At 55.9% G+C, this 20226-nt stretch carries 16 protein-coding genes; 5 read left to right on the top strand and 11 right to left on the bottom strand.

Features of this window, described 5'->3' with window-relative positions:
• Positions 1–46: 46 nt before the first annotated feature.
• Both GH722_15545 and GH722_15540 read left to right on the top strand, forming a co-directional pair.
• Positions 47–910 carry a branched-chain amino acid aminotransferase gene (locus tag GH722_15545; GenBank protein MRG73182.1) on the top strand — a complete coding sequence of 288 codons (864 nt, stop codon included), beginning with the start codon at positions 47–49 and terminating at the stop codon, positions 908–910.
• Between the two features lie 5 nt (positions 911–915).
• Positions 916–1446: a hypothetical protein gene (locus tag GH722_15540; protein ID MRG73181.1), complete on the top strand. Its 531-nt coding sequence runs from the start codon at positions 916–918 to the stop codon at positions 1444–1446.
• 76 nt (positions 1447–1522) lie between these two features.
• Here GH722_15540 and GH722_15535 read toward each other — a convergent pair whose 3' ends face one another.
• The gene (locus tag GH722_15535) at positions 1523–3112 is read right to left on the bottom strand and encodes a lysine--tRNA ligase (protein ID MRG73180.1); all 1590 of its coding nucleotides are present in this window, start codon (positions 3110–3112) and stop codon (positions 1523–1525) included.
• Between the two features lie 118 nt (positions 3113–3230).
• Here GH722_15535 and GH722_15530 point away from each other — a divergent pair, with 118 nt between their 5' ends.
• Positions 3231–5987 carry an ATP-dependent DNA helicase gene (locus GH722_15530; protein MRG73179.1) on the top strand — a complete coding sequence of 919 codons (2757 nt, stop codon included), beginning with the start codon at positions 3231–3233 and terminating at the stop codon, positions 5985–5987.
• A 7-nt stretch (positions 5988–5994) separates the two neighbouring features.
• Here the strand turns inward: GH722_15530 and GH722_15525 are convergent, their stop codons facing one another.
• The gene (locus GH722_15525; GenBank protein MRG73178.1) at positions 5995–8094 is read right to left on the bottom strand and encodes an EAL domain-containing protein; all 2100 of its coding nucleotides are present in this window, start codon (positions 8092–8094) and stop codon (positions 5995–5997) included.
• A 165-nt stretch (positions 8095–8259) separates the two neighbouring features.
• Here GH722_15525 and GH722_15520 point away from each other — a divergent pair, with 165 nt between their 5' ends.
• Positions 8260–8676 carry a hypothetical protein gene (locus tag GH722_15520; protein MRG73177.1) on the top strand — a complete coding sequence of 139 codons (417 nt, stop codon included), beginning with the start codon at positions 8260–8262 and terminating at the stop codon, positions 8674–8676.
• Positions 8669–9565 carry an NAD-binding protein gene (locus GH722_15515; protein ID MRG73176.1) on the top strand — a complete coding sequence of 299 codons (897 nt, stop codon included), beginning with the start codon at positions 8669–8671 and terminating at the stop codon, positions 9563–9565. The genes GH722_15520 and GH722_15515 overlap by 8 nt, the downstream gene beginning before the upstream one ends.
• Positions 9566–9626: 61 nt before the next feature.
• On the opposite strand, the gene GH722_15510 is transcribed toward GH722_15515, so the two are convergent.
• From GH722_15510 to GH722_15470, 9 genes are all read right to left on the bottom strand, one after another.
• Positions 9627–10361, bottom strand: a complete 735-nt coding sequence (locus tag GH722_15510; protein ID MRG73175.1) for a hypothetical protein — start codon at positions 10359–10361, stop codon at positions 9627–9629.
• An 18-nt stretch (positions 10362–10379) separates the two neighbouring features.
• A complete protein-coding gene (locus GH722_15505) occupies positions 10380–10838 on the bottom strand; it encodes a selenoprotein B glycine/betaine/sarcosine/D-proline reductase (protein MRG73174.1) in 459 nt (152 codons plus the stop codon).
• A gap of 136 nt (positions 10839–10974) precedes the next feature.
• Entirely contained in the window at positions 10975–11880 is a 906-nt protein-coding gene (locus GH722_15500; protein MRG73173.1) for an ABC transporter permease subunit, read from the bottom strand.
• A 13-nt stretch (positions 11881–11893) separates the two neighbouring features.
• The gene (locus GH722_15495; protein ID MRG73172.1) at positions 11894–12865 is read right to left on the bottom strand and encodes an ABC transporter permease subunit; all 972 of its coding nucleotides are present in this window, start codon (positions 12863–12865) and stop codon (positions 11894–11896) included.
• A 67-nt stretch (positions 12866–12932) separates the two neighbouring features.
• Positions 12933–14543, bottom strand: coding sequence for an ABC transporter substrate-binding protein (locus GH722_15490; GenBank protein MRG73171.1), 1611 nt, complete (start codon positions 14541–14543; stop codon positions 12933–12935).
• Positions 14544–14656: 113 nt separating this feature from the next.
• A complete protein-coding gene (locus tag GH722_15485; GenBank protein ID MRG73170.1) occupies positions 14657–15685 on the bottom strand; it encodes an ATP-binding cassette domain-containing protein in 1029 nt (342 codons plus the stop codon).
• Positions 15682–16680 (bottom strand): ATP-binding cassette domain-containing protein, encoded by a 999-nt coding sequence (locus tag GH722_15480; protein MRG73169.1) that lies wholly within the window; start codon positions 16678–16680, stop codon positions 15682–15684. Before GH722_15480 ends, GH722_15485 begins: the two co-directional genes overlap by 4 nt.
• A 176-nt stretch (positions 16681–16856) precedes the next feature.
• Positions 16857–18911, bottom strand: coding sequence for a CoA-binding protein (locus GH722_15475; protein MRG73168.1), 2055 nt, complete (start codon positions 18909–18911; stop codon positions 16857–16859).
• Positions 18912–18915: 4 nt separating this feature from the next.
• A complete protein-coding gene (locus GH722_15470; protein MRG73167.1) occupies positions 18916–20073 on the bottom strand; it encodes an acyl-CoA dehydrogenase in 1158 nt (385 codons plus the stop codon).
• Positions 20074–20226: the final 153 nt, after the last annotated feature.

The raw sequence follows: 20226 nt of genomic DNA, 5'->3' as shown, positions 1-20226 counted from the left end.
CCCGGTCCGTTACACTGACTGCACGATAATACAGAAGGAACGCGACATGATAACACCGGGCCCCGAAGGCATCGTCTGGAGAGATGGCATCTGGCAGGATGGTGCTACGGAAATGATGCGGGCAAAGGCACATGGTGGCTGGCTTGGCGGGATGGTGTTTGATGGCGCCCGCTCTCTTGACGGCAAGGCACCGGACCTTGATCTGCACAGTGCGCGCGCGATCCGTTCCGCAGAACTGATGGGGCTTGAACCGGATATCACTGCCGAGGAAATCATCCGCCTGTCGCTGGAGGGAATAGCCATGTTCCCGTCGGATGCAGAACTTTATATCTGCCCGATGTTTTATGCCGACACCGGTTTCATTGTCGCAGACCCCGAATCAACATCTTTCGTCCTGGCGATCCATGAAAGCCCGATGCCGCCGCCGACCGGCTTTAGCGCGTCACTGACAAGATATCATCGTCCCCTGCCCGATTCCGCTCCCACGCTGGCAAAGGCATCCTGCCTTTATCCCAATGTTGCACGCGGCATGCGTGACGCCCGGTCCCGCGGGTTCGATATGGCTGTGGTTCTCGACCCCCTCGGCAATCTCGCCGAATTCTCCTGCGCCAATCTGTTTTTTGTCAAAGACGGGGTGGTCCATACACCGGCCATCAATGGTACTTTCCTGAATGGTATTACCCGGCAGCGGGTGATGAAGTTGCTGCGCGATGCGGATGTCGAGGTTCAGGAACGCCAGTGCAGTTATCAAGAGGTTCTGGAAGCCGACGAGGTGTTCGCAACCGGTAACAACCCGAAAGTCATTCCGGCCATCCGGATTGATGATCGCGAATATCAGGCTGGCCCGATGTTCCGCAAAAGCCGCGAACTGTATTTCAGATTTGCCGGCGTCAAAGACCCTCATATGTAAATCTGATGATACGCTGTCTGATCCTTGTCGTCTTTCTGCTGGCGGTAAGTGGTCCGGTTCCGGCCACAGCGCAATCTCCATCGCCACAGCAACTGGTCGAACGCGCCCGCCAGCTCGTACCGCTCATTGAAGATGAGTATGATTTCCGAGAGATCGTCGCCCTCTATTCTGAGGCATCGAATCGCGGGCATACCATAGCGAAATATGAACTCGCGGAATTACTCTCGGTTGGTCCGGCAGAATGGGCTGATTATCTCACGGCAGCCCGGCTCTACCGTGAAGCCGCACTGGACGGACATCGCCCCTCACGCTGTATCTGTGGCTGGATGCATTCGGCCGGAATGTACGGCACAGATGTCGATTACGCCCGGGCCTATGCGCTCATGACGCTGGATGGCCGGGACGTCTGTGAGAAGATGAAGGACGCGATCGAGTCTGTTGAGATCAAGATGACTGACGCTGACAAGGCAAAAGCCTCAACAATCGCTCGGAAATGGCTGAATGGGGACACAGCCTCAGTGCTCGGACCGGAGTAGTCCTGTTATTCAGCAGGCTTCCGGACGGCCAGCAGACTGACCGCCCGGAATTGTCGGATTACGGATACCCGTGCCGTCAGACGTTCAGGTCCTCGCCGGCGACAGCCCGGTCAATAAGCGCCAGGGTTTCTGACAGGCCATAGAGTGCGATAAAGGAACCCATACGGGGGCCCTGCTCCTGACCAAGCAGGATTTCATAGAGACATTTGAACCATGCGCGCAGGTCGTCGAACGCATCCCGTTTGCCAATCTCATAGACTTCACTTTGGATCGCTTCGGCAGTTGCATCATCCGGCAGCTTCCGCAAAGCCGCTGCAAGGTCTGTCAGGGCCTCGATCTCTGCCGGAGTGGCGGCGCGATACTTTTTCGATGGCCGTACGAAATCCTGATAATAGGTGATGGCAAAGCCGACGAGACTGTCGAGGGTCGGTGCCGTCTCCGGTGTCGCATCAGGCGCATAGCGCGAGATGAATCCCCAGAGAACCTTTTTGTCTTCCGTATTACAGACACTGGCCAGATTCAGCAGGATGTTGAAGCTGAGATGATGGCGTTCCTGTGGCGGGTTACCACGGTGGATATGCCAGACCGGGTTGGAAAGTTGCAGCTTTGGCTCCTGATCCGGATATTTCTCCAGATGGGTCAGATATTCTTCGACGCTTTTCGGAATAACGTCAAAGAACAGCCGCTTGGCCTTTTTCGGGGCATTAAACATGTACAGGGACAATGATTCCGGATTGGCGTAACGCAGCCATTCTTCAACAGCCAGGCCATTGCCTCGCGTCTTCGAAATTTTCTCAGCATTTTCGTCGAGGAATAGTTCGTAATTGAAACCTTCCGGTGGCCGGCCACCCAGAATGCGGCAGATCGCGCCGGAATGCTTGGCGGAATCAATCAGATCCTTGCCGGACATTTCGTAATCGACCCCGAGTGCCGCCCAGCGCATCGCCCAGTCCGGCTTCCACTGCAACTTGCAATGTCCCCCGGTCACCGGAACTGTCACCAGATCGCCGCTTTCCGGATCATTGTAAGAGATGGTTCCCGCTGCAACATCCCGATCGACAACCGGCACCTGAAGTACAACACCGGTGCGCGGACAGATTGGCAGGAAGGGGCTGTAGGTTTTCTTGCGGTCCGGACCAAGGGTCGGCAGCATAACCCCCATTACTTTGTCATATTCCTGCAGCAGCTTCAGCAGGGTCGCATCGAATTCTCCCGAGTGATAGCTTTCGGTCGAACTTTTGAACTCATATTCAAATCCGAAGCTGTCGAGAAATTCCCGCAGACGGGCATTGTTATGATGCCCGAAGCTTTCATGTGTACCGAAAGGATCAGGAATCCGGGTCAGCGGCTTGCCAAGGTTGTCCGCCAGCACCTGACCATTCGGGATATTGTCCGGCACCTTGCGCAGACCATCCATATCGTCAGAAAAGGCGATCAGCCTGGTCGGAATATCGGACATCTGTTCAAAGGCAAAACGCACCCAGGATGTACGCGCAACTTCACCGAACGTACCGATATGGGGCAGGCCCGACGGTCCGTAACCGGTTTCGAACAGCGCGTAGCCTTTTTCCGGCGGTGCCTTTTCATAGCGCTTGAGGAGTGCGCGGGCCTCCTGAAAGGGCCAGGCATTGGAAGACAGGGCGAGATCGCGGATCGCGTCGGACATTATTATTTCCCGATTGAATGAGTGGCGCGAAAACTAGGCCGGGGCCGCCCGACCGTCAAGCTGACGAGAAGCTGCAATCCCGCATGGCGCAACTGTTTCCAGTGAGTACCATGACCCTATGAGTCGCCCTGCAACCGATCCAGTTCCAGCATCCACAGCCCGCCACCCGGTGCTGATTGCCTCTCATGGTGATGGCCTGTGGTTGTCAGCGGACGGGGAGCTTGAGCGGTTGCCTGCCACTAAACTGCTGAAGCTGGCTGAAAAAGCGCCTCCGCTGATATGTCATGCCCGCTCGACGATTACCCGCCTCGGCGGCAAACCCTTCCCCTGTTTTGATATTCTGGAGCTGTTCTGTTTTGCCTTTCCGGCGAAATTTGTGGTGCCGACCGCCGCCGGTCTCGCCCGGTTCATGGATCACCCCCTACCAAAGTCGCTCGAAGACGAAGCCGAAACCCTGCTGCTGGCTGTCGCTCATTGTCTGGATGAACTGAGCCTGGCATCCGGTGGCGAGGCAGAACGTGCCCGCAGGATTGCCTGGGCCATGACCCGCAGTGGCTGGAACTGGGGGCACACGGCCTTGCGCGCACTTGGAGAAACGGCCGCAGAACCTCATTCTGCCAATGTCGCAGCCGGATTACGTGTCTGGACCGCCCTGCCCGACTGGTCAGACCACGCCCCCGAAGGGCAGCCGGGCAGCAAGCCTGTAACCTCAGCAGAAGCACGTAATCGCCTGACCGAGCTGATCGGGCGTGGCGCAGAGGACCGGCCGCAGCAGGCCGATTATACCTCTGCGGTGTCTGCGGCGTTTCAGCCACGCGATCAGGTTGATTGCCCGAATGTTGTTCTGGCTGAAGCCGGAACCGGTGTCGGCAAAACGCTGGGCTATATCGCTCCGGCGTCAGTCTGGGCAGAAAAGAATGAAGCCGCGGTGTGGATCAGTACCTACACGAAGAACCTGCAACGCCAGATCGACGGGGAACTGGATCGCCTGTTCCCGGACCCGGCAGAAAAGGCCCGCAAGGTTGTCATCCGCAAAGGTCGGGAGAACTATCTTTGCCTGCTCAATCTTGAGGAAGCAGTTCAGGGATTGCCAGCCAACCCGGACTCCGGCGTTGCCCTCGGCCTGATGGCACGGTGGACACTGGCAACCCGGGATGGTGCTGTCTTTGGCAGTGATTTCCCCACATGGCTGGCTGATCTGCTGGGGCGCGGGCGAACCCTCGACCTCACAGACAGCCGTGGAGAATGCGTTTACGCCGCCTGTCCTCATTACGGGAAATGTTTTATCGAACGCTCTGTCCGGCGTTCCCGCCGTGCAGAGATCGTGGTGGCCAATCATGCTCTGGTCATGATTCAGGCATCGATGGGTGGTGGTGCGGATGGTCAGATGCCGACACGCTATGTCTTCGATGAAGGGCATCATCTGTTCGATGCAGCAGACAGCACCTTTGCGGCCCATCTGTCCGGCGGCGAGGCCGCAGAACTGCGTCGCTGGCTGCTGGGGTCAGAAGACCGTGGGCGGTCACGGGCCCGGGGGTTACGCCGGCGGATCGAAGACCTGCCTGCCGGAGAAACGGATCTCTGGGAACATCTGGACGAGATGTTGCAGGCAGCACGGACATTGCCCGGCCCCGGATGGCGAAACCGGATGCAGCGCGGACAGCCCAACGGACCTGTCGAAACCTTTCTCAATCGCGTCCGGGATCAGGTTTATGCACGGACGGCGGACAGTCAGTCACCCTACGGGCTGGAAACAGAGACCGGAAGCCCGATCGACGGCCTGGTCGAGGTTGCCAGAGAAGCCGCAGAAGCACTGGCACGCCTCGCCCGCCCCATGGGGAAGATGCTGAACGCCCTGGCAGATCTGATAGATGATGAGGCAGCGGATCTGGATACAGCCTCCAAGAACCGTGTTGAAGCGGTCTCCCGTGGTATTCAGCGGCGGCGCGATCAGATTCTCGCCTGGGCTGCCATGTGCAATTCTGTCGGCGAGTTGCCACCCGCAGAATTTGTCGACTGGTTCGCGGTTGATCGGGCTTTTGGTCAGGACAGTGATGTCGGGATGCGTCGCCACTGGATCGACCCGACTGCCCCGCTGGCAGCAACCGTTCTGCGGCCATCGCATGGGGTTCTCATCACGTCAGCCAGTTTGCGGGATGGCGGCGCAGAAGCCGATGGTAACTGGATCGCGGCCGAACAGCGTACCGGGATGCCCTGGCTGGCCTCATCCCCGATCAGGGTTCAGGTCGATTCACCTTTCGATTATGTCCGCAATACCCGGGTGCTGATTGTCAGTGATGTCCGCAAGGACCGTATGGATCAGGTCGCTGCGGCTTACCGGGAATTATTTCTGGCCTCTGGTGGTGGTGGCATTGGCCTGTTTACCGCGATATCGCGACTGAGGGATGTTCAGAAGAGAATAGCGTCGCCATTGCAATCTGCCGGCATTCCACTGCTGTCACAGCATACCGATGGGGTTGATGTCTCGACACTGATCGACATGTTCCGCGAGGATGATGATGCCTGCCTGCTGGGAACGGATGCGGTGCGTGATGGTGTCGATGTGCCGGGACGGTCCTTGCGCCTGCTTGTCTTTGACCGGGTTCCCTGGCCGCGACCGGACATCCTGCACCGCGCCCGCCGGGAGCTGTTCGGAAAACGAAACTACGATGACATGATCACCCGGTTCCGGATGAAACAGGCGTTCGGGCGACTGACAAGACGACAGGATGACCGGGGGATATTTGTTCTGCTGGATCCGATGACGCCCAGTCGGCTGTTAGGGGCATTTCCGGAAGGTGTTCAGGTTTCCAAAGGTGGGCTGGCAGAGACCGTGGCGGCTGTTCGTGAATTCTTTGCTGAACCGGAAAAATAAAAGTCCGTCAGTCTGACCGTCGTTTGTTAACGGCCAGTAGTTCGGTCATCTCTGCTGACGGCATGGGCCGTCCGACAAGATATCCCTGCACTTCATCGACACCCGCGGCACGCAGAAATTCAAGCTGGCTCTCGGTCTCGACACCTTCGACATTCACCTTCATGTCGAGGCTGTGTCCAAGGTCGACAATGGCATTGATGATGGATTCATTACCCTGATGAACACCAATATCGACAACGAATGAGCGGTCAATCTTCATTTTGTCGACAGGCATTTTCTTCAGATAATTCAATGAGGAATAGCCCGTTCCGAAATCATCAATAGAGATGGTCAGGCCGACCTCCCGCAGCTTTTCGAGAACCGATATCGTAGCTTCGATATCAGTCATCGCCATGCTTTCAACGATTTCAATCTGCATCATCCGTGGATCGACACCCGACCTCTCCAGTGACCCGAGAATGATCGGCATGACATCTTTGTTATTGAACTGCGCAGGCGACAGATTCACGGCCATCGTACCGTCAAAGATGCCCGCACTGGCCCATGCCTTCGCCTGAATCGCAGCTTCATCCAGCACCCAGTCGCCAATCGGCATAATCAGTCCGCTGCTTTCAGCAATCGGAATAAACAGGCCCGGCGCCAGAATGCCGCGTTGCGGGTGGCGCCAGCGCAGCAGTGATTCAACCCCGCAGATCCGGCCTGATTTCAGATCGATCTGCGGCTGGTAGTAAAGCTCCAGCTGGCGGTCAGCGAGCGCCCGGCGCAGGTCATTTTCCAGCATTTTCCGGACCTGGACTTCCTCATTCATGCCAGCAACAAAGAAGCTGAACCGGTTTGGTCCTTCCGATTTTGCGCGGGAAAGCGCCAGATCTGCATGTTTCAGAAGTTCGTCCGGATCGGAAGAATCTTCGGGAAACATCGACATGCCAATGCAACTCGACAGGACGATTTCCTGACCATCAATGATATAGGGCTGTTCGATCGTGTTCAGCAGCCCTTCAGCCGCGGTTGCGGCCCCGTCAGCGGCCTTTAGTTGTGTCAGAATAACGCCGAATTCATCCGCACTCAGTCGCGCAACAGTGTCGGATTCACGAACCCGTTCACAAAGCCTGTCACCAACCTGGCGCAACAGTTCATCACCGACATGATGCCCGAGCGTCTCATTGATCTCACGAAATTTGGCCAGATCAACCGTCAGCAAACCAATCTGATCTCCGGTACGCCGGGCAAGGGCAATGGCACTTTTCAGCCGGTCTCTGAACAGAACACGGTTTGGCAGCCTTGTAAGGCCATCATGATGCGCAAGAAAGTCTATACGAGCGGCTGTATCCCTGGAATCGGTGAGATCCCGGATAATCGTCACCAGCCCTTTCCTGCCGCCCTGCCGGCGAAACAGCGGTATCTGCACAAACTGGTAAAGACGCTCATTTTCTGCGTCGAGTGTCAGTGTCTCTTCGCGGGAAAACTGCTTGCCCACAGCCCAGACAGACCGCGTGTAGGTAAAGGCGGCACTGAGCAGACTTCGGTTTGATGTGGATGATCTGATGATCTCCTCAATCCCGCGGCCGGATAACTGTTCTTCACTCAGGTTGAACAATTCACGAAAGCGCCGGTTGGCAAACAGCCAGTGTCCTTCACCATCCAGCAGACAGACACCATCAGGAACAGCATCCATCATGGTGCTCACCCAGTCTCCGTCAGAAGGATGTGCATCATCCAGATCGACAACCTGCAACATGCAGGCCTGCCCCATCCCGGTATCTTCCGTTAATCGCAGCAAACCATGGAGTGTGGACACCCCGTCGCTGGTAAGCAGGGGGCGTAAGGCGGATGACGGCAGCGTCCTGGACTGACCATCAGACAAAATGCCATTCAGCGCCTGTACCAGAGGAGAATCCTTGCCACTGAGTATTGCAGCAAGTGGTTTGCCCTGCATGGCCGACGACGAACGACCGGTCAGCCGCTCAAGTCCTGCGCTCCAGAGCAGTATGGTACCGCTACTGTCAAAGATAACGGTACCAACATCTGCCGCATCCAGAACGGTGCGCAGAAAAGTCGCGTTATCGCTGTCGATCGACGGACTAAGCCTCGTAGCCGGAATAGACATTCATCTTCTTCACTCTTCCCCGATTTTGCCACTATAGCAAAAAGACTACAGATTCAGAAGTAATCACCGTCACACCCCTTTTGATTATCTTTCATGCATTCGGATGATTTGCATCAGGCTTTCGCTAAAACTAGAGTTGGGTGAAATAATTCAAGGAGATAATCTATGCTCGACGTACAAGGCGCGCTCATTTACGCGATGGTCATCACATCGGCTGCAGATGAGAAAATCAGAGCGTCTGAATTCAACCTTATCGGTCATGTCGTGCAGTACCTTCCGGTCTTCAAAGACTTTGACAAGGCCCGTTTGCCGCGTGTTGCAGAGGATTGCCTGTCCCTGCTTGATCAGGAGGACGGACTGGATGCGGCGATTGGTCTGATCAAGGCAGCCCTGCCCCAGAATTTGCGTGAAACGGCCTATGCCTTGTCCTGTGAAGTTGCCGCAGCAGATCGCAAGGTGGATCAGTCGGAACTCCGGCTGCTTGAAATGATGCGCCACGAGCTTGATGTCGAAAGGCTGACCGCAGCTGCGATTGAAAAAGGCGTCAGCGCCAAATATGCGATAGCCTCATCACATGACTGAGAATACTTCCCTGGCGGGACGCAAGGTCGGCTTCATCGGTCTCGGGCTGATGGGCAAGGGAATGGCCCGTAACCTGCACAAGGCAGGAGCAGAGCTTTTCATCCATAATCGCAGTCAGGCTGCCGTCGAAGAACTGACAGCCGAAGGCATGACAGCCCCCGGTTCTCCCCGGGCTGTTGCCGAAGCAGCAGACATCGTCATTGTCTGTGTGACCAACACGCCGGCGGCAGAAGCTGTTATTGAAGGGCCGGATGGCGCCTTGTCCGGTCTGAGTAGCGGTAAAATACTCATTGATATGGGGACGACCACTGTCACTGCGGCGCGGCGATTTGCCACATCCGGTGCGGCAAACGGTGTTATTGTGCTGGATGCCCCGGTTTCCGGCGGACAGCAAGGCGCAGAGGCCGGATCGCTAACCATCATGGCCGGTGGTGATGCTGATGGTTTTGCTTCCGCCCTGCCCGTTCTTCAGGCCATGGGAGCACATATCACCCTTGTGGGCGACAGTGGTGCCGGACAGATCGCCAAGGCGGCAAACCAGATTATTGTCGGGCTGACGATCGGTGCTGTATCCGAGGCCATGGGATTTGCGAAAGCAGCCGGGGTTGACCCCGGTCGGGTTCGTGATGCGATTCGTGGCGGGTTTGCCGAAAGCCGGATTCTTGACGTCCACGGAAAACGCATGGCTGAAGGTGATTTCGTTCCCGGCGGTCGCTGCACAGTACAGGAAAAGGATCTTCGGCAGGCCCTGGAGTTTGCTGAATCCTGTGGCCGGGACTTGCCCGTCACAGAACTTGTCCGGGACCTTTACCTCAAACTGATGGATCTTGGTGACGGCGATCTCGACCATGCCGCTCTTTACCGGCTGTATGACGGCACACATTCATGATCTCCTGCTCCCCCGGCTATCTGTTGGTGGGCCGGGGGAGCAGGATAATCAGCAGAGCGTTCTATGCGTGTGAAACTGCCGTCGGTACCAGCTGGCGTTCACCTGCCATCCTGACTGCGGCATCATCGCTTTCTGCCGTTTTCAGACGAACCTGCTCCATCAACTGCGCTACCGCAGTCTCTCGCCAGAACCAGTTCATCAGGGTTCTCGCAGCCGGAGAGCCGGGCTTGGCTGTCGCAGCTTCCTGATACCATGTCTTGATATCTTCAATTGCAAACCGCAGCGTTTCAGCCCCGTTTCGCCCCCGCCCTGCCACTGGCGCAGTGCCGGTTTCGATTAGGCTTGTCAGAACAGCAATACAGTCTGCAATTTCGAGACCCGACAAACCAAAGGTGGTGCGTCCCCGGTTATCAAGGGACATCCGGTACCAGGGATCGAGACTCCTGATTTCGACTTCAACGGCTTTCACAAGTTCGCTGCGGTCGTCAATTACCGGCACTTCAAACGATACCGGACAGGCCCAGTCCCCTGCTTCCTCATCATTTTCTTCGACAACGGGAGCATCTTTCGGGAAATCGACGAGCACCGGACCGTCAACACGCTCCAGCAATCGAAGAGATTCAAGCAGAACCTCCCGCTGGAAGTCAGGATCATTGGGCAAACCGAAAGGCCGGCCCAGTTCAAATGTTGTCCAGAGTGCCCGTGGCGTATTCATCTTCTCAGAATGCGGGCGGATAAGGCTTATACTTGTCGTCGCAATACCGGCGGCTTCCAGCACATGTGCAATCACGCTCACGGCGCGAGTACAGGCTGGTCACACAGGGGCGAGGCAGACGGCGTTGACCTTGTCACCTTTCAGCGCATCAACAATGCCCTGAGCAGCGGTAAAAACCTTGTCGACCGGTGTTGAGCCCATGAAGGAGTAATGAAAGTCGGCGACGGAGCCAATCGTCCCGTCTTCGGCAAGTTCGTTCAGCCGGTCAACAGGGTGAACGGTATTCAGATCCTGCTGAAAACCGGTCCGGTCAAAATTGACCGAGGAGTGGCTCATGACCATGTCGCCGGACGGTGTCGATGACGGAAGAACGCGATATTCCCCTTTTGCTGTAAAGGGCGGGTCTTCACGGCGGACAAGAGCCGCTGTTGTAATCAGGGCGACGCGTCGTTCGTTTAAGGGCGGGCCTGACACCAGTGGTGTCGGCTCGTGATCCGGACAAGGAATTTTCTCGAGATGAATACGTTCCGCATCCGGCAGGCTTGCAAGATCAACCATGCATATTTTCCTGCTGTTGGTTAAGTTGCAGCAGTCTGCCTGTAATAACCGGTCGGGTGCAACCCAAAGACTTGTTCTGAAACGCAAAACGGCCGCCTCCAAAGGAGACGGCCGTTGTTTTGTTGATCCGGCTTGCTTACTGAGAGCGCAACCGCGGGTCCAGTGTGTCACGCAAGGCATCACCAAACAGGTTGAAGCCAAAGACAGCGAGACTGATCGCAACGCCAGGCCAGATTGCAACCCAGGGCGCGCTTTCCGCAAATTCTTCAGCGCCACCCTGCAACATCAGGCCCCAGGCCGGTGTCGGCTCCTGCACACCAAGCCCCAGATAGGACAGCGATGCTTCCAGCAGGATTGCCTGCCCCAGAAAGGAGGTCAGCATGATGAGGAACGGTGCCATCACGTTCGGAGCCATATGACGGACAATAATCCGCGTATGACTGAACCCGCAGGCCCTTGCCGCATCGACATAGGGGATTTCCCTGAGTGCCAGTGCACTGGAGCGCACGACACGGGCACATTGAGGGATGAACGGGATCGTGATGGCGATAATCACATTATGTGTACCCGAACCCAGAATCGACACAACCGCCAGAGCCAGAATGATGAGCGGGAATGCCATGAAGACATCCATTACACGCTGGAGCAGAAGGTCGAAAATACCGCCGAAATAGGCGCTCATGACGCCCAGGATCAGACCGGAGAATGCACCGATGAACGCGGCGGTGAAGCCAACGAACAGCGCGGTCCGTGCGCCGTAGATAATCCGGGACAGCAGATCCCGGCCAAACATGTCTGTCCCGAGCCAGAATTCCGCACTCGACGGTGCCGGGAAATCGTACTGATAGAAAATTTCCGTCGGGTCATGCGGGGCCAGGATATCGGCAAACAATCCCATGAAGACCATCAGGACGACAATGATCCCCCCAAGCATACCAATCGGCTGTTTGCGGAAAATCTTGATTGTCGATGAGAAAATCGACTTTTTCCGGGCGTCGCCGGCGAGCTTTGCGCTCGCCGGTACTTCACTTACGGCAACCATTATACGGCTCCCCTTAACTGTAACGGATGCGCGGATCGAGCCACGCATACAGAATGTCGACGACCAGATTCGTCATCAGGAAGATCAGCACGACCAGCATCACAAGTTGCTGTGTCATATTGAAATCAAGCTGCAGGACTGAATCGACAAAGAGTTTTCCAAGGCCGTTCAGATTGAAGACCTGTTCGGTCACAACCAGTCCGCCCATCAGGAATGCAAATTCGATCGCGATAATGGTCACGACCGGCAGCATCGCATTTTTCAGTGCGTGGCGGCGGATAATAACCTTCTCGATCAATCCCTTTGCCCGGGCCGTCCGGACATAATCCTCCCGCAGAACTTCGAGCAAAGCTGACCGGGTCATACGCGTGGCGACGGCTGAATATCTGTAGCCCGTCGCTACCGCCGGCCAGATCAGCTGGCTGAGATTGTGCATGGGATCTTCAAAGAAAGACTTGAACCGGATCGGTGGCATCCATGGATCCCCGAATACCTCCTGAGAAAAGATCAGAAGGCCAAGGATGATCATGATACCCAACCAGAAGGATGGGATGGCGATGCCGGCGATGCTGAACAAGCGCACCACCAGGTCGATCCAGGTGTTCTGCCGGATGGCAGAGATTGTGCCGAGCGGTATGGCAATCACAATGGCAACAAGGGTCGCCATGACTGCAATCTGTAGAGACAGTTCGAAACGCAGTGCGATTTCGTCGACAACCGGTCGCCCGGTCCAGAACGAATCGCCCAGATCGAATGTCGCGTAGCCGGCGACAAAATCAAAAAATTGAATAACCAGTGGCTGATCAATCCCGAGATCAGCGCGACAAATATTGATCTGCTCCTGATCAACAAATGCCCCCGTCCCCGCAAACCGGGTTTCACAGACATCACCTGGCACTGCACGCAGCAGCAGGAAGACAAAGATCGCCGCGCCGAGAAGCGTCGGGATCATCAGAAGCAGCCGCTTTACAATATACTTGTACATTTTCCCTCGTCCGTCGGAAGACGCTGCCCGTGGCCTGTGACCACGGGCAGCAGGTTATTTTCCGGCGTTATTTATCCAGCCACACGTTATCGAGGTGCTGGTTCAGGTAGTGACTCGGCGAGATCTTCCAGCCCTTCACATAGGAACGGTGCGGGTTGATCTTGTACCACCAGAGGGTGACACCGATATGGGCCATTTCGTCGATCGCACGACGCTCGTACTCACGCATGATCTTGCGCTGTTCAGCCTTGTCGCTGGACCGGTTCATCTTGGCGAACAGGTCTTCCAGCACGGCATCTTCATACTGACCGTAGTTGTCACTTGAGGCGCCACGGAACTTCGTGGTGTCAGCAAGCGGGTTCACGACAGACTGGCAGTTGAACTCGACGGAAACGTCGAAGTCTTTTTTCTTGCGCAGGGTGTCATAGAACGGTGCCGTCGGCTGTACCCGCTGGGTAACGTTCATGCCGACTTTCTTCCACTGATCAAGCAGCCAGGTACCAACGATCTTGTACGGCTGATCGACACCACGGTTGTTGAGGACGAAAGACAGGTTTGACTGACCGGCATCTGCCAGCAGGCGTTTGGCTTCTGCACGGCTCTTGTCGAGGTCCGTCCAGTAACCACGCATCTGCTCCAGTTCTTCCTGGGTTGCGGAAAGCGGATGGTTCGGGAAAGCAACCCCGCCAACCGTCTTCACGATAGCAATCCGGGACAGATATTTGGAGCCGCCCCAACGGTCGACAGCAAGGGTCAGAGCCTGACGGACCCGGGGGTCATCAAACGGCTTTACCTTCTGGTTCGGCGTTGCCAGCAGCACACAGTTCCAGTCGCTTTCCTGAACCGTGATCTTGTCGCCCAGTGCCTTTACCAGGTCATCACGATGCTTCGGCGGGAAGCCGCGGAATTCGATGGCTGCACGGTCACCACGGATGGCCGCAACACTGACCGCAAGCTTTGCGGAAATGGTTGAACGGAAACCATCGAGGTACGGTTTGCCTTTGTGGTGATAGTCCGCATAACGCTCGCCGCGGACGAATGCACCAGCCTGATATTCCACAAACTTGAAGGCACCGGTACCGTTGATGTTTTTGGTGTGCCAGTCATAGCCGTGCGTATCGAGGTCCTTCTTTGAATAGATGTAGTTGAAGGGGGCCGCGAGTGCCGGCAGGAACGCACCTGACGGATATTTCAGTTTGAAAACAATGGTGTTCTCATCAGGAGTCGTAATCGACTCAACCTGACTGAACTGTGACTTACGTGCGCTTGGCGTCCCTTCCGGCGGGAAGATAATCTTGTCGAAAGACGCTTTGACGTCCGCAGAGGTCAGGGGCGTGCCGTCGTGAAACTTCACACCCTGAACGAGTTTGAAGACATACTCGGTACCGTCACCACTGGCTTCCGGAACATCGCCAACACACAGGTCACAGACAAAGTCCGGTGATGAAGGATTGTCCGGATCGACACGAATCAACAGGCTGTAAAACGGACGTGTCGGATGCACCATTGCATAGGTCGTTTCGCGATGCGCATCAAAGGATGGAATCCCACCTGGCACCACAAATTCAAGAATCCCACCTTTCTTCGGCGTCTGCGCCGAAGCTGTAGCTGCCAGACCGACAGCGGCGATAGCGCCGATGCCAATACCAACAACCTTGCGTAGAAGGACGCTATTCATTTGGTCTCTCCCTTACTTCTTTAATGTTTCGACATCAGCTTCAGATACTCTTCGGAGAACTGATATCGTCCTATTGACCGCCTCCCGGAACGGCATGAATGACACCAAGGGTGTCAGACTTCTGTGCAGGCCACCCAATGGCCTGGAACAACCTCCCGCAAGGGAGGAATTTCTTTACTGCAACTGTCGACAGCGAGGGGACAGCGCGGATGGAATACACAACCACTTGGCGGGTTGATTGGACTCGGAATTTCGCCGGCCACCGGATTGAATGGCCGTGATTTCTCGATCGTCGGATCCGGAATCGGGACCGCATTCAGCAATGCCCGCGTATACGGATGCATGGGGTTGTCGAACAGTTCGTCACAGGGGGCCAGTTCGACCAGATTCCCGAGATACATCACCGCAACCCGGTCACAAAGATGCCGGATAACGCTGAGGTCATGCGAGATGAACAGATAGGTCAGGTTGAACTTGTCCCGGAGGTCTTCGAGCAGGTTGATCACCTGAGCCTGAATTGACACATCCAGAGCCGAGACCGCCTCGTCACAGATGATGAATTCAGGATTCAGTGCCAGTGCCCGTGCAATACCAACACGCTGGCGTTGTCCCCCGCTCATTTCATGCGGATAACGATCCGCAAAGTTCGGGTTCAGACCGCAGGTCGACAGCAACTCGGAAATCCGTTCCTTGATTTCATTGGCATCTGACATGATGCCATGTACCCGCATCGGCTCAGCAATAATATCGCCAACCTTCATGCGTGGATTCAGGGAACTGTAGGGGTCCTGAAAAACAACCTGAATACGCTGGCGATAAGGTCGCATCGCCTTCGCATCCAGCGTTGCCAGATCAACACCGTCGAACATGATCTGTCCGGCAGTCGGTTTTTCAAGCTGCAGGATACAACGACCGGTCGTCGTCTTGCCGCAACCGGATTCTCCGACGAGACCAAGTGTCTCGCCGCGTAAAATCTTGAAGCTGACATTGTTGACCGCTTTGACCTGGGCAACAACGCGGGGAATCAGGATGCCTTCCGTAATCGGGAAGTACATCTTGAGTTCATTCACTTCAACCAGCACATCATTGCCGGATACGTCCCGGCGAACGGGACTTGAAGGCGTGGATCCGTCGGGGCTCATGACGCCTCCTTCATGGTCGGAACCAGATTGCCCTTGTTGAAACAGGCAACCGTCTGACTATCACTGACTTTTTCAAGGGCCGGATAGGATTTGCCACATTCCTCCGTGGCAAACCGGCACCGCGGACGGAATGAACAGCCGCCGTCGAGTTTGCTCAGATCAGGTGGCTGTCCGTCGACCGGGTCAAGCTTTGCGGCCCGGACGAGATCCAGTCTCGGCACCGATTTCAGCAGCGCCAGCGTATAGGGATGCTGGGGCTTGTGATAAATATCCTCGGCTGTCCCTGACTCAATCACCTTTCCCGCATACATGACGTTCACACGATCCGCATAACGGGCCACAACACCAAGGTTGTGAGTGATGATGATCTGGGCGACGCCCAGTTCCCGCGTGAGGTTTTTCATCAGTTCCAGAATCTGGGCCTGAATTGTCACGTCGAGCGCGGTTGTCGGCTCATCAGCGATGATCAGCTTTGGCTCGCAACTGAGAGCCATCGCAATCATGACACGCTGACGCATGCCACCTGACAGATGATGAGGATATTGTTTCAGGCGCCGTTCAGGCTCTGAAATGCCGACCTTGTCGAGATAGGCGACAGCACGCGAGTTGGCTTCTTCCTCGGTTATGTCGAGATGGGCCAGCATCGTTTCTGTAAGCTGCTGTCCGATCGACAAAACAGGATTCAGCGATGTCATCGGTTCCTGGAAAATCATGGAGATTTCCTGGCCACGAATATCGCGTACCTCGGCGTCGCTGAGCTTCAGAAGGTCCCTGCCCTCAAAGAATATCTCTCCGCCGACGATTTCTCCCGGCGGCTTGGCGACGAGTTGCAGAATTGACAAAGCGGTGACGGACTTGCCACTGCCGGACTCACCGACAACAGCAACAGTTTCACCTTCGTCAACAGTGTATGACACACCATCAACGGCTTTCACGGTACCTGCAGACGTAAAGAAATGCGTCTGCAGATTCTTGATATCTAACAGAGTGCCCACAATCCTCCCTTTTCATTTTTTTGGTTACTGGGGCAAAATGACGGTACGAACCGCGCATAACGCTGTCAACGATTACAGTTGGTATTTCCGACAGTTAAGGCAGATTTCGTCTCCTAAGTTTCGCCTGATGGAACTTATTTGAAGCTTTGTGTGAAGTTTGCTCAACAAATAGCCATTTACCGCACTGCAAACGCATCGAGGCCAAGCACTCCTTCTCCCTCATCCAGTATAAGGAGGGGGTTTATTTCTGCCTCATCGAGAATCGGTGCTTTTTTCATCGCCAGTTTTGAAAAAGCACTGACAGCCGCTGCCAGCGCCGCAGCATCCCCTTTTTTGCCCCGGAATCCCCGGACAACTGCCAGCCCCCGGACTTCGTCGATCATGCTCAGCGCCTCATCGACTGTAACCGGTGCCAGACGAATCGACACGTCACGATAAATCTCCGCCATCACGCCGCCGGCACCGAGCACAACAATCGGGCCGACCTGCGGATCACGCCGGAAACCGAGAATTGCCTCAGCCAGCCCCTTGCGCATCGGAGAAACCAGTACACCGTCAAGGACGGCTTCCGGTTCGGCAGCACCGACTGTTTTAAACATGTCGCTGATCGCGGTCGTAAGGTCGGCCGCATTATTCAGGCCCAGTTGAACCCCGCCAACATCACTTTTATGGCCGATCTGACGCGAGACAATTTTTGCAGCAACGGGATAGTCCTTAACCTGTGGTGACGCTCCCGGCTGAACAAGTTCCGCGGCAACCATCGGAATACCCATACGTTCAAACAGGTCCCTTCCCTCAATCTCGGTCAGGGGGCCGGATTCCGGGAGGCTGATATCACTGATGTCCGGAAAATCACTGGTTTCAGTTTCTGTCGGCGGGCACCACGAAAGAAAAGCACGTACTGCATCGGCACAGGATTCCGGCGTTCGGAAACCCGCAACACCGGCCTCATTGAGCAGACTGAGTGAGCGATCGGCCTGCGGTGCGATGAAGGCGGCGATTGGTTTGTCTGCCTTTGACTGTGCAACAATTGGTTTCACGGCAATATCCGGTTTGAACTGGCCGCTTGAGCCGACAACACCCACGGCGATACCGCAATTGTCTGACCTGATCAGCTCTTCCAGGCCGGCACCGTAAACCTCAGCATTTGCACCAGCCATTGTCACATCGATCAGCGGTGAATCAGAAACCCGTATTCCATAACCGGCCATACGTTCCCGCAGAGCCATCGGTGGAACAGCCAGATCAACACCCAGCGTCCCCAGCCGGTCGACAACGGTTGCTGCTCCACCGCCGGTTGTCGTCATGACAGCTGCTTTGCGGACAGTCGGCGGACGCCGCCCGATAAACAGCGACGGTGCTTCAAATAATGTCTCCAGATTATCAACCCGGATCATGCCGTTATGACGGAAGAAGGCATCAATGGCCTTATCTGTTCCGGCAATCGCCCCGGTGTGGGACAGCGCAACCTGCTGTCCGGCAGATGACCGGCCAAGTTTATAGACCAGCACTGGCTTGCCGAGATCATAGGCACGGCGCGCTGCCGCAGCGAGTTTGTCAGCATCCCTGAGTGTTTCCAGAAACAGCAGAATTGCATCAGTTGACGGATCTTCCGCCAGAAACCCTGTCAGTTCACCAACACCCAGGTCACATTCGTTTCCAACCGAGACCAGTTTGGAGAAACCGATACCACGGGGGGTTCCCCGGGAAATCATCGTCCCCAGAATGGTTCCGCTCTGCGACACCAGTCCCAGTCGGCCACGCACCAGTTCACCCGCCTCAAGGACCGCGTTGACAGTCATCAGGGCAGCAATGTCAGTTGCGATCATACCCATTGAATTCGGACCAATGATCCGGATACCGAGATCACGCCCCATGGCGACGATCTTGTCCTGAAGCGCCTGACCTTCGGCTCCTGCCTCGGCAAAGCCGTCAGAATAAATCGTAGCGACCTTAACACCGGCTGCCGCGCAGTCTTCAAGTGCTGACGGGACAAACCGGGCCGGCACCATAATGAAGGCATGGTCAACAGGTGCACCATAAGCGGCCAGACTGGGATAAGCGCGCTCTCCCAGCACTTCATCCCGGTTCGGGTTGACCGGAACGATCTGTCCCTGAAAGCCGTGCATCCGCATATAACGCTGCGGGCGGGCGGTGTTCTTTGCCGGGTCTGCGGACGCCCCGATCAGACCCACCGTTTCCGGTGAGAAGATAGCTTTTGCGAGAGACATCTGGTCAAACCGCTTTCGGAGGACGCTGATTGAAGCGGCGCTCAAAAACGCCTTCCGCAATCCGGTTTTTCAGAATTTCGATGGAGCCACCGGCAATCATCCAGCCCCGCGTCCGGCGCAGGCAATATTCAACCAGACAGTCCTGACTGTAACCGGCAGCACCCATCACCTGCATTGCTTCTGATGAGATTTCGAAACCGACCTGATTGCAATAGGCCTTCGCAATGGCGGTTTCCTGCGCCGAGGGAATACCGCTGTCGGCATTGGTGGCTGCGCGATAAAGCAGCAGTTGTGCAGCATCAAGTTTGATCTGCATATCCGCAAACTTCCACTGAAGGCCCTGGAACTCGCAAATTTCCCGGCCAAACTGCTTGCGGGTCAAGGCATGTTCACGGGCGATATTGAAGGCAAGACGGCCAAGCGCCAGTGAGCGGGCCGTATTGCCGATCCGCTCCACATTAAAACCGGCAATCTGTTTCTTGAAACCGCCAGGGCCGAGCAGAACATTTTCCGGGCCGACATAAACATCTTCAAAATAGAGCTGCGCCCAGTCATCCCCGCCCAGATACTTGACCGGCTGACCCATGCTGAAGCCTTTCATGCCCGGTTCAATCAGTACGGAACCGATCCCGCCGACGCCGGGACCAAAGCGTACATAGGCCAGAATGACATCGGCCTCTGTGCCGTGACTGGTAAAAACCTTTGTGCCGTTGATGCGGTATCCGTCGCCATCGGGTGTTGCTGTGGTCTGCAGATCAGTGACGGCAGATCCCGCTTCCGGTTCTGTCATACCAACAGAGATCAGGGCTTCACCCGCCAGCAGGCGTGTTAGGTAACGCTGCTTCTGATCTTCCGAGCCATATTCAGCGAGCACACGAATAGCACCAAAGCTCCCGGCCTGAATGACATCGGCACTGCGCGGACAGATCTGTGCCATCGTTTCAATGGCAATGACCGCATCCATGAGGCTGCCGCCCTGCCCGCCATCTGCTTCAGCAATGGTGATCCCGAGCAGACCGTTTTCCGCCAGCATCCGGGAGACATCTTTAGGAAACGGCCCGGCATGGGCCCGCTTCAGTGCCCCGTCGGCAAGGTGACGCTCCCCCAACCCGCGCACGGCATCCTGAAACATGCGCTGTTCTTCATTGAGATCAAAATCCATCTTTTCTGCGTCCTCTTCTCATTGCTTTGGGCGGTGAATCTGTCATCTGCCATATTTTGACCGGACAAATTAATGTCATCAATCTGATCCGACAACCGGAATCAGTTTACGACAGTCCGACAGACCGGACAGCAAACAGTTGCGCCTGTTGAT

It is taken from the genome of Alphaproteobacteria bacterium HT1-32 (assembly GCA_009649675.1).
In the GTDB taxonomy this organism is placed as follows: domain Bacteria; phylum Pseudomonadota; class Alphaproteobacteria; order Rhodospirillales; family HT1-32; genus HT1-32.
Note: the sequence above shows the minus strand (reverse complement) of the source record. Positions and strands in the feature narration are given on the sequence as shown.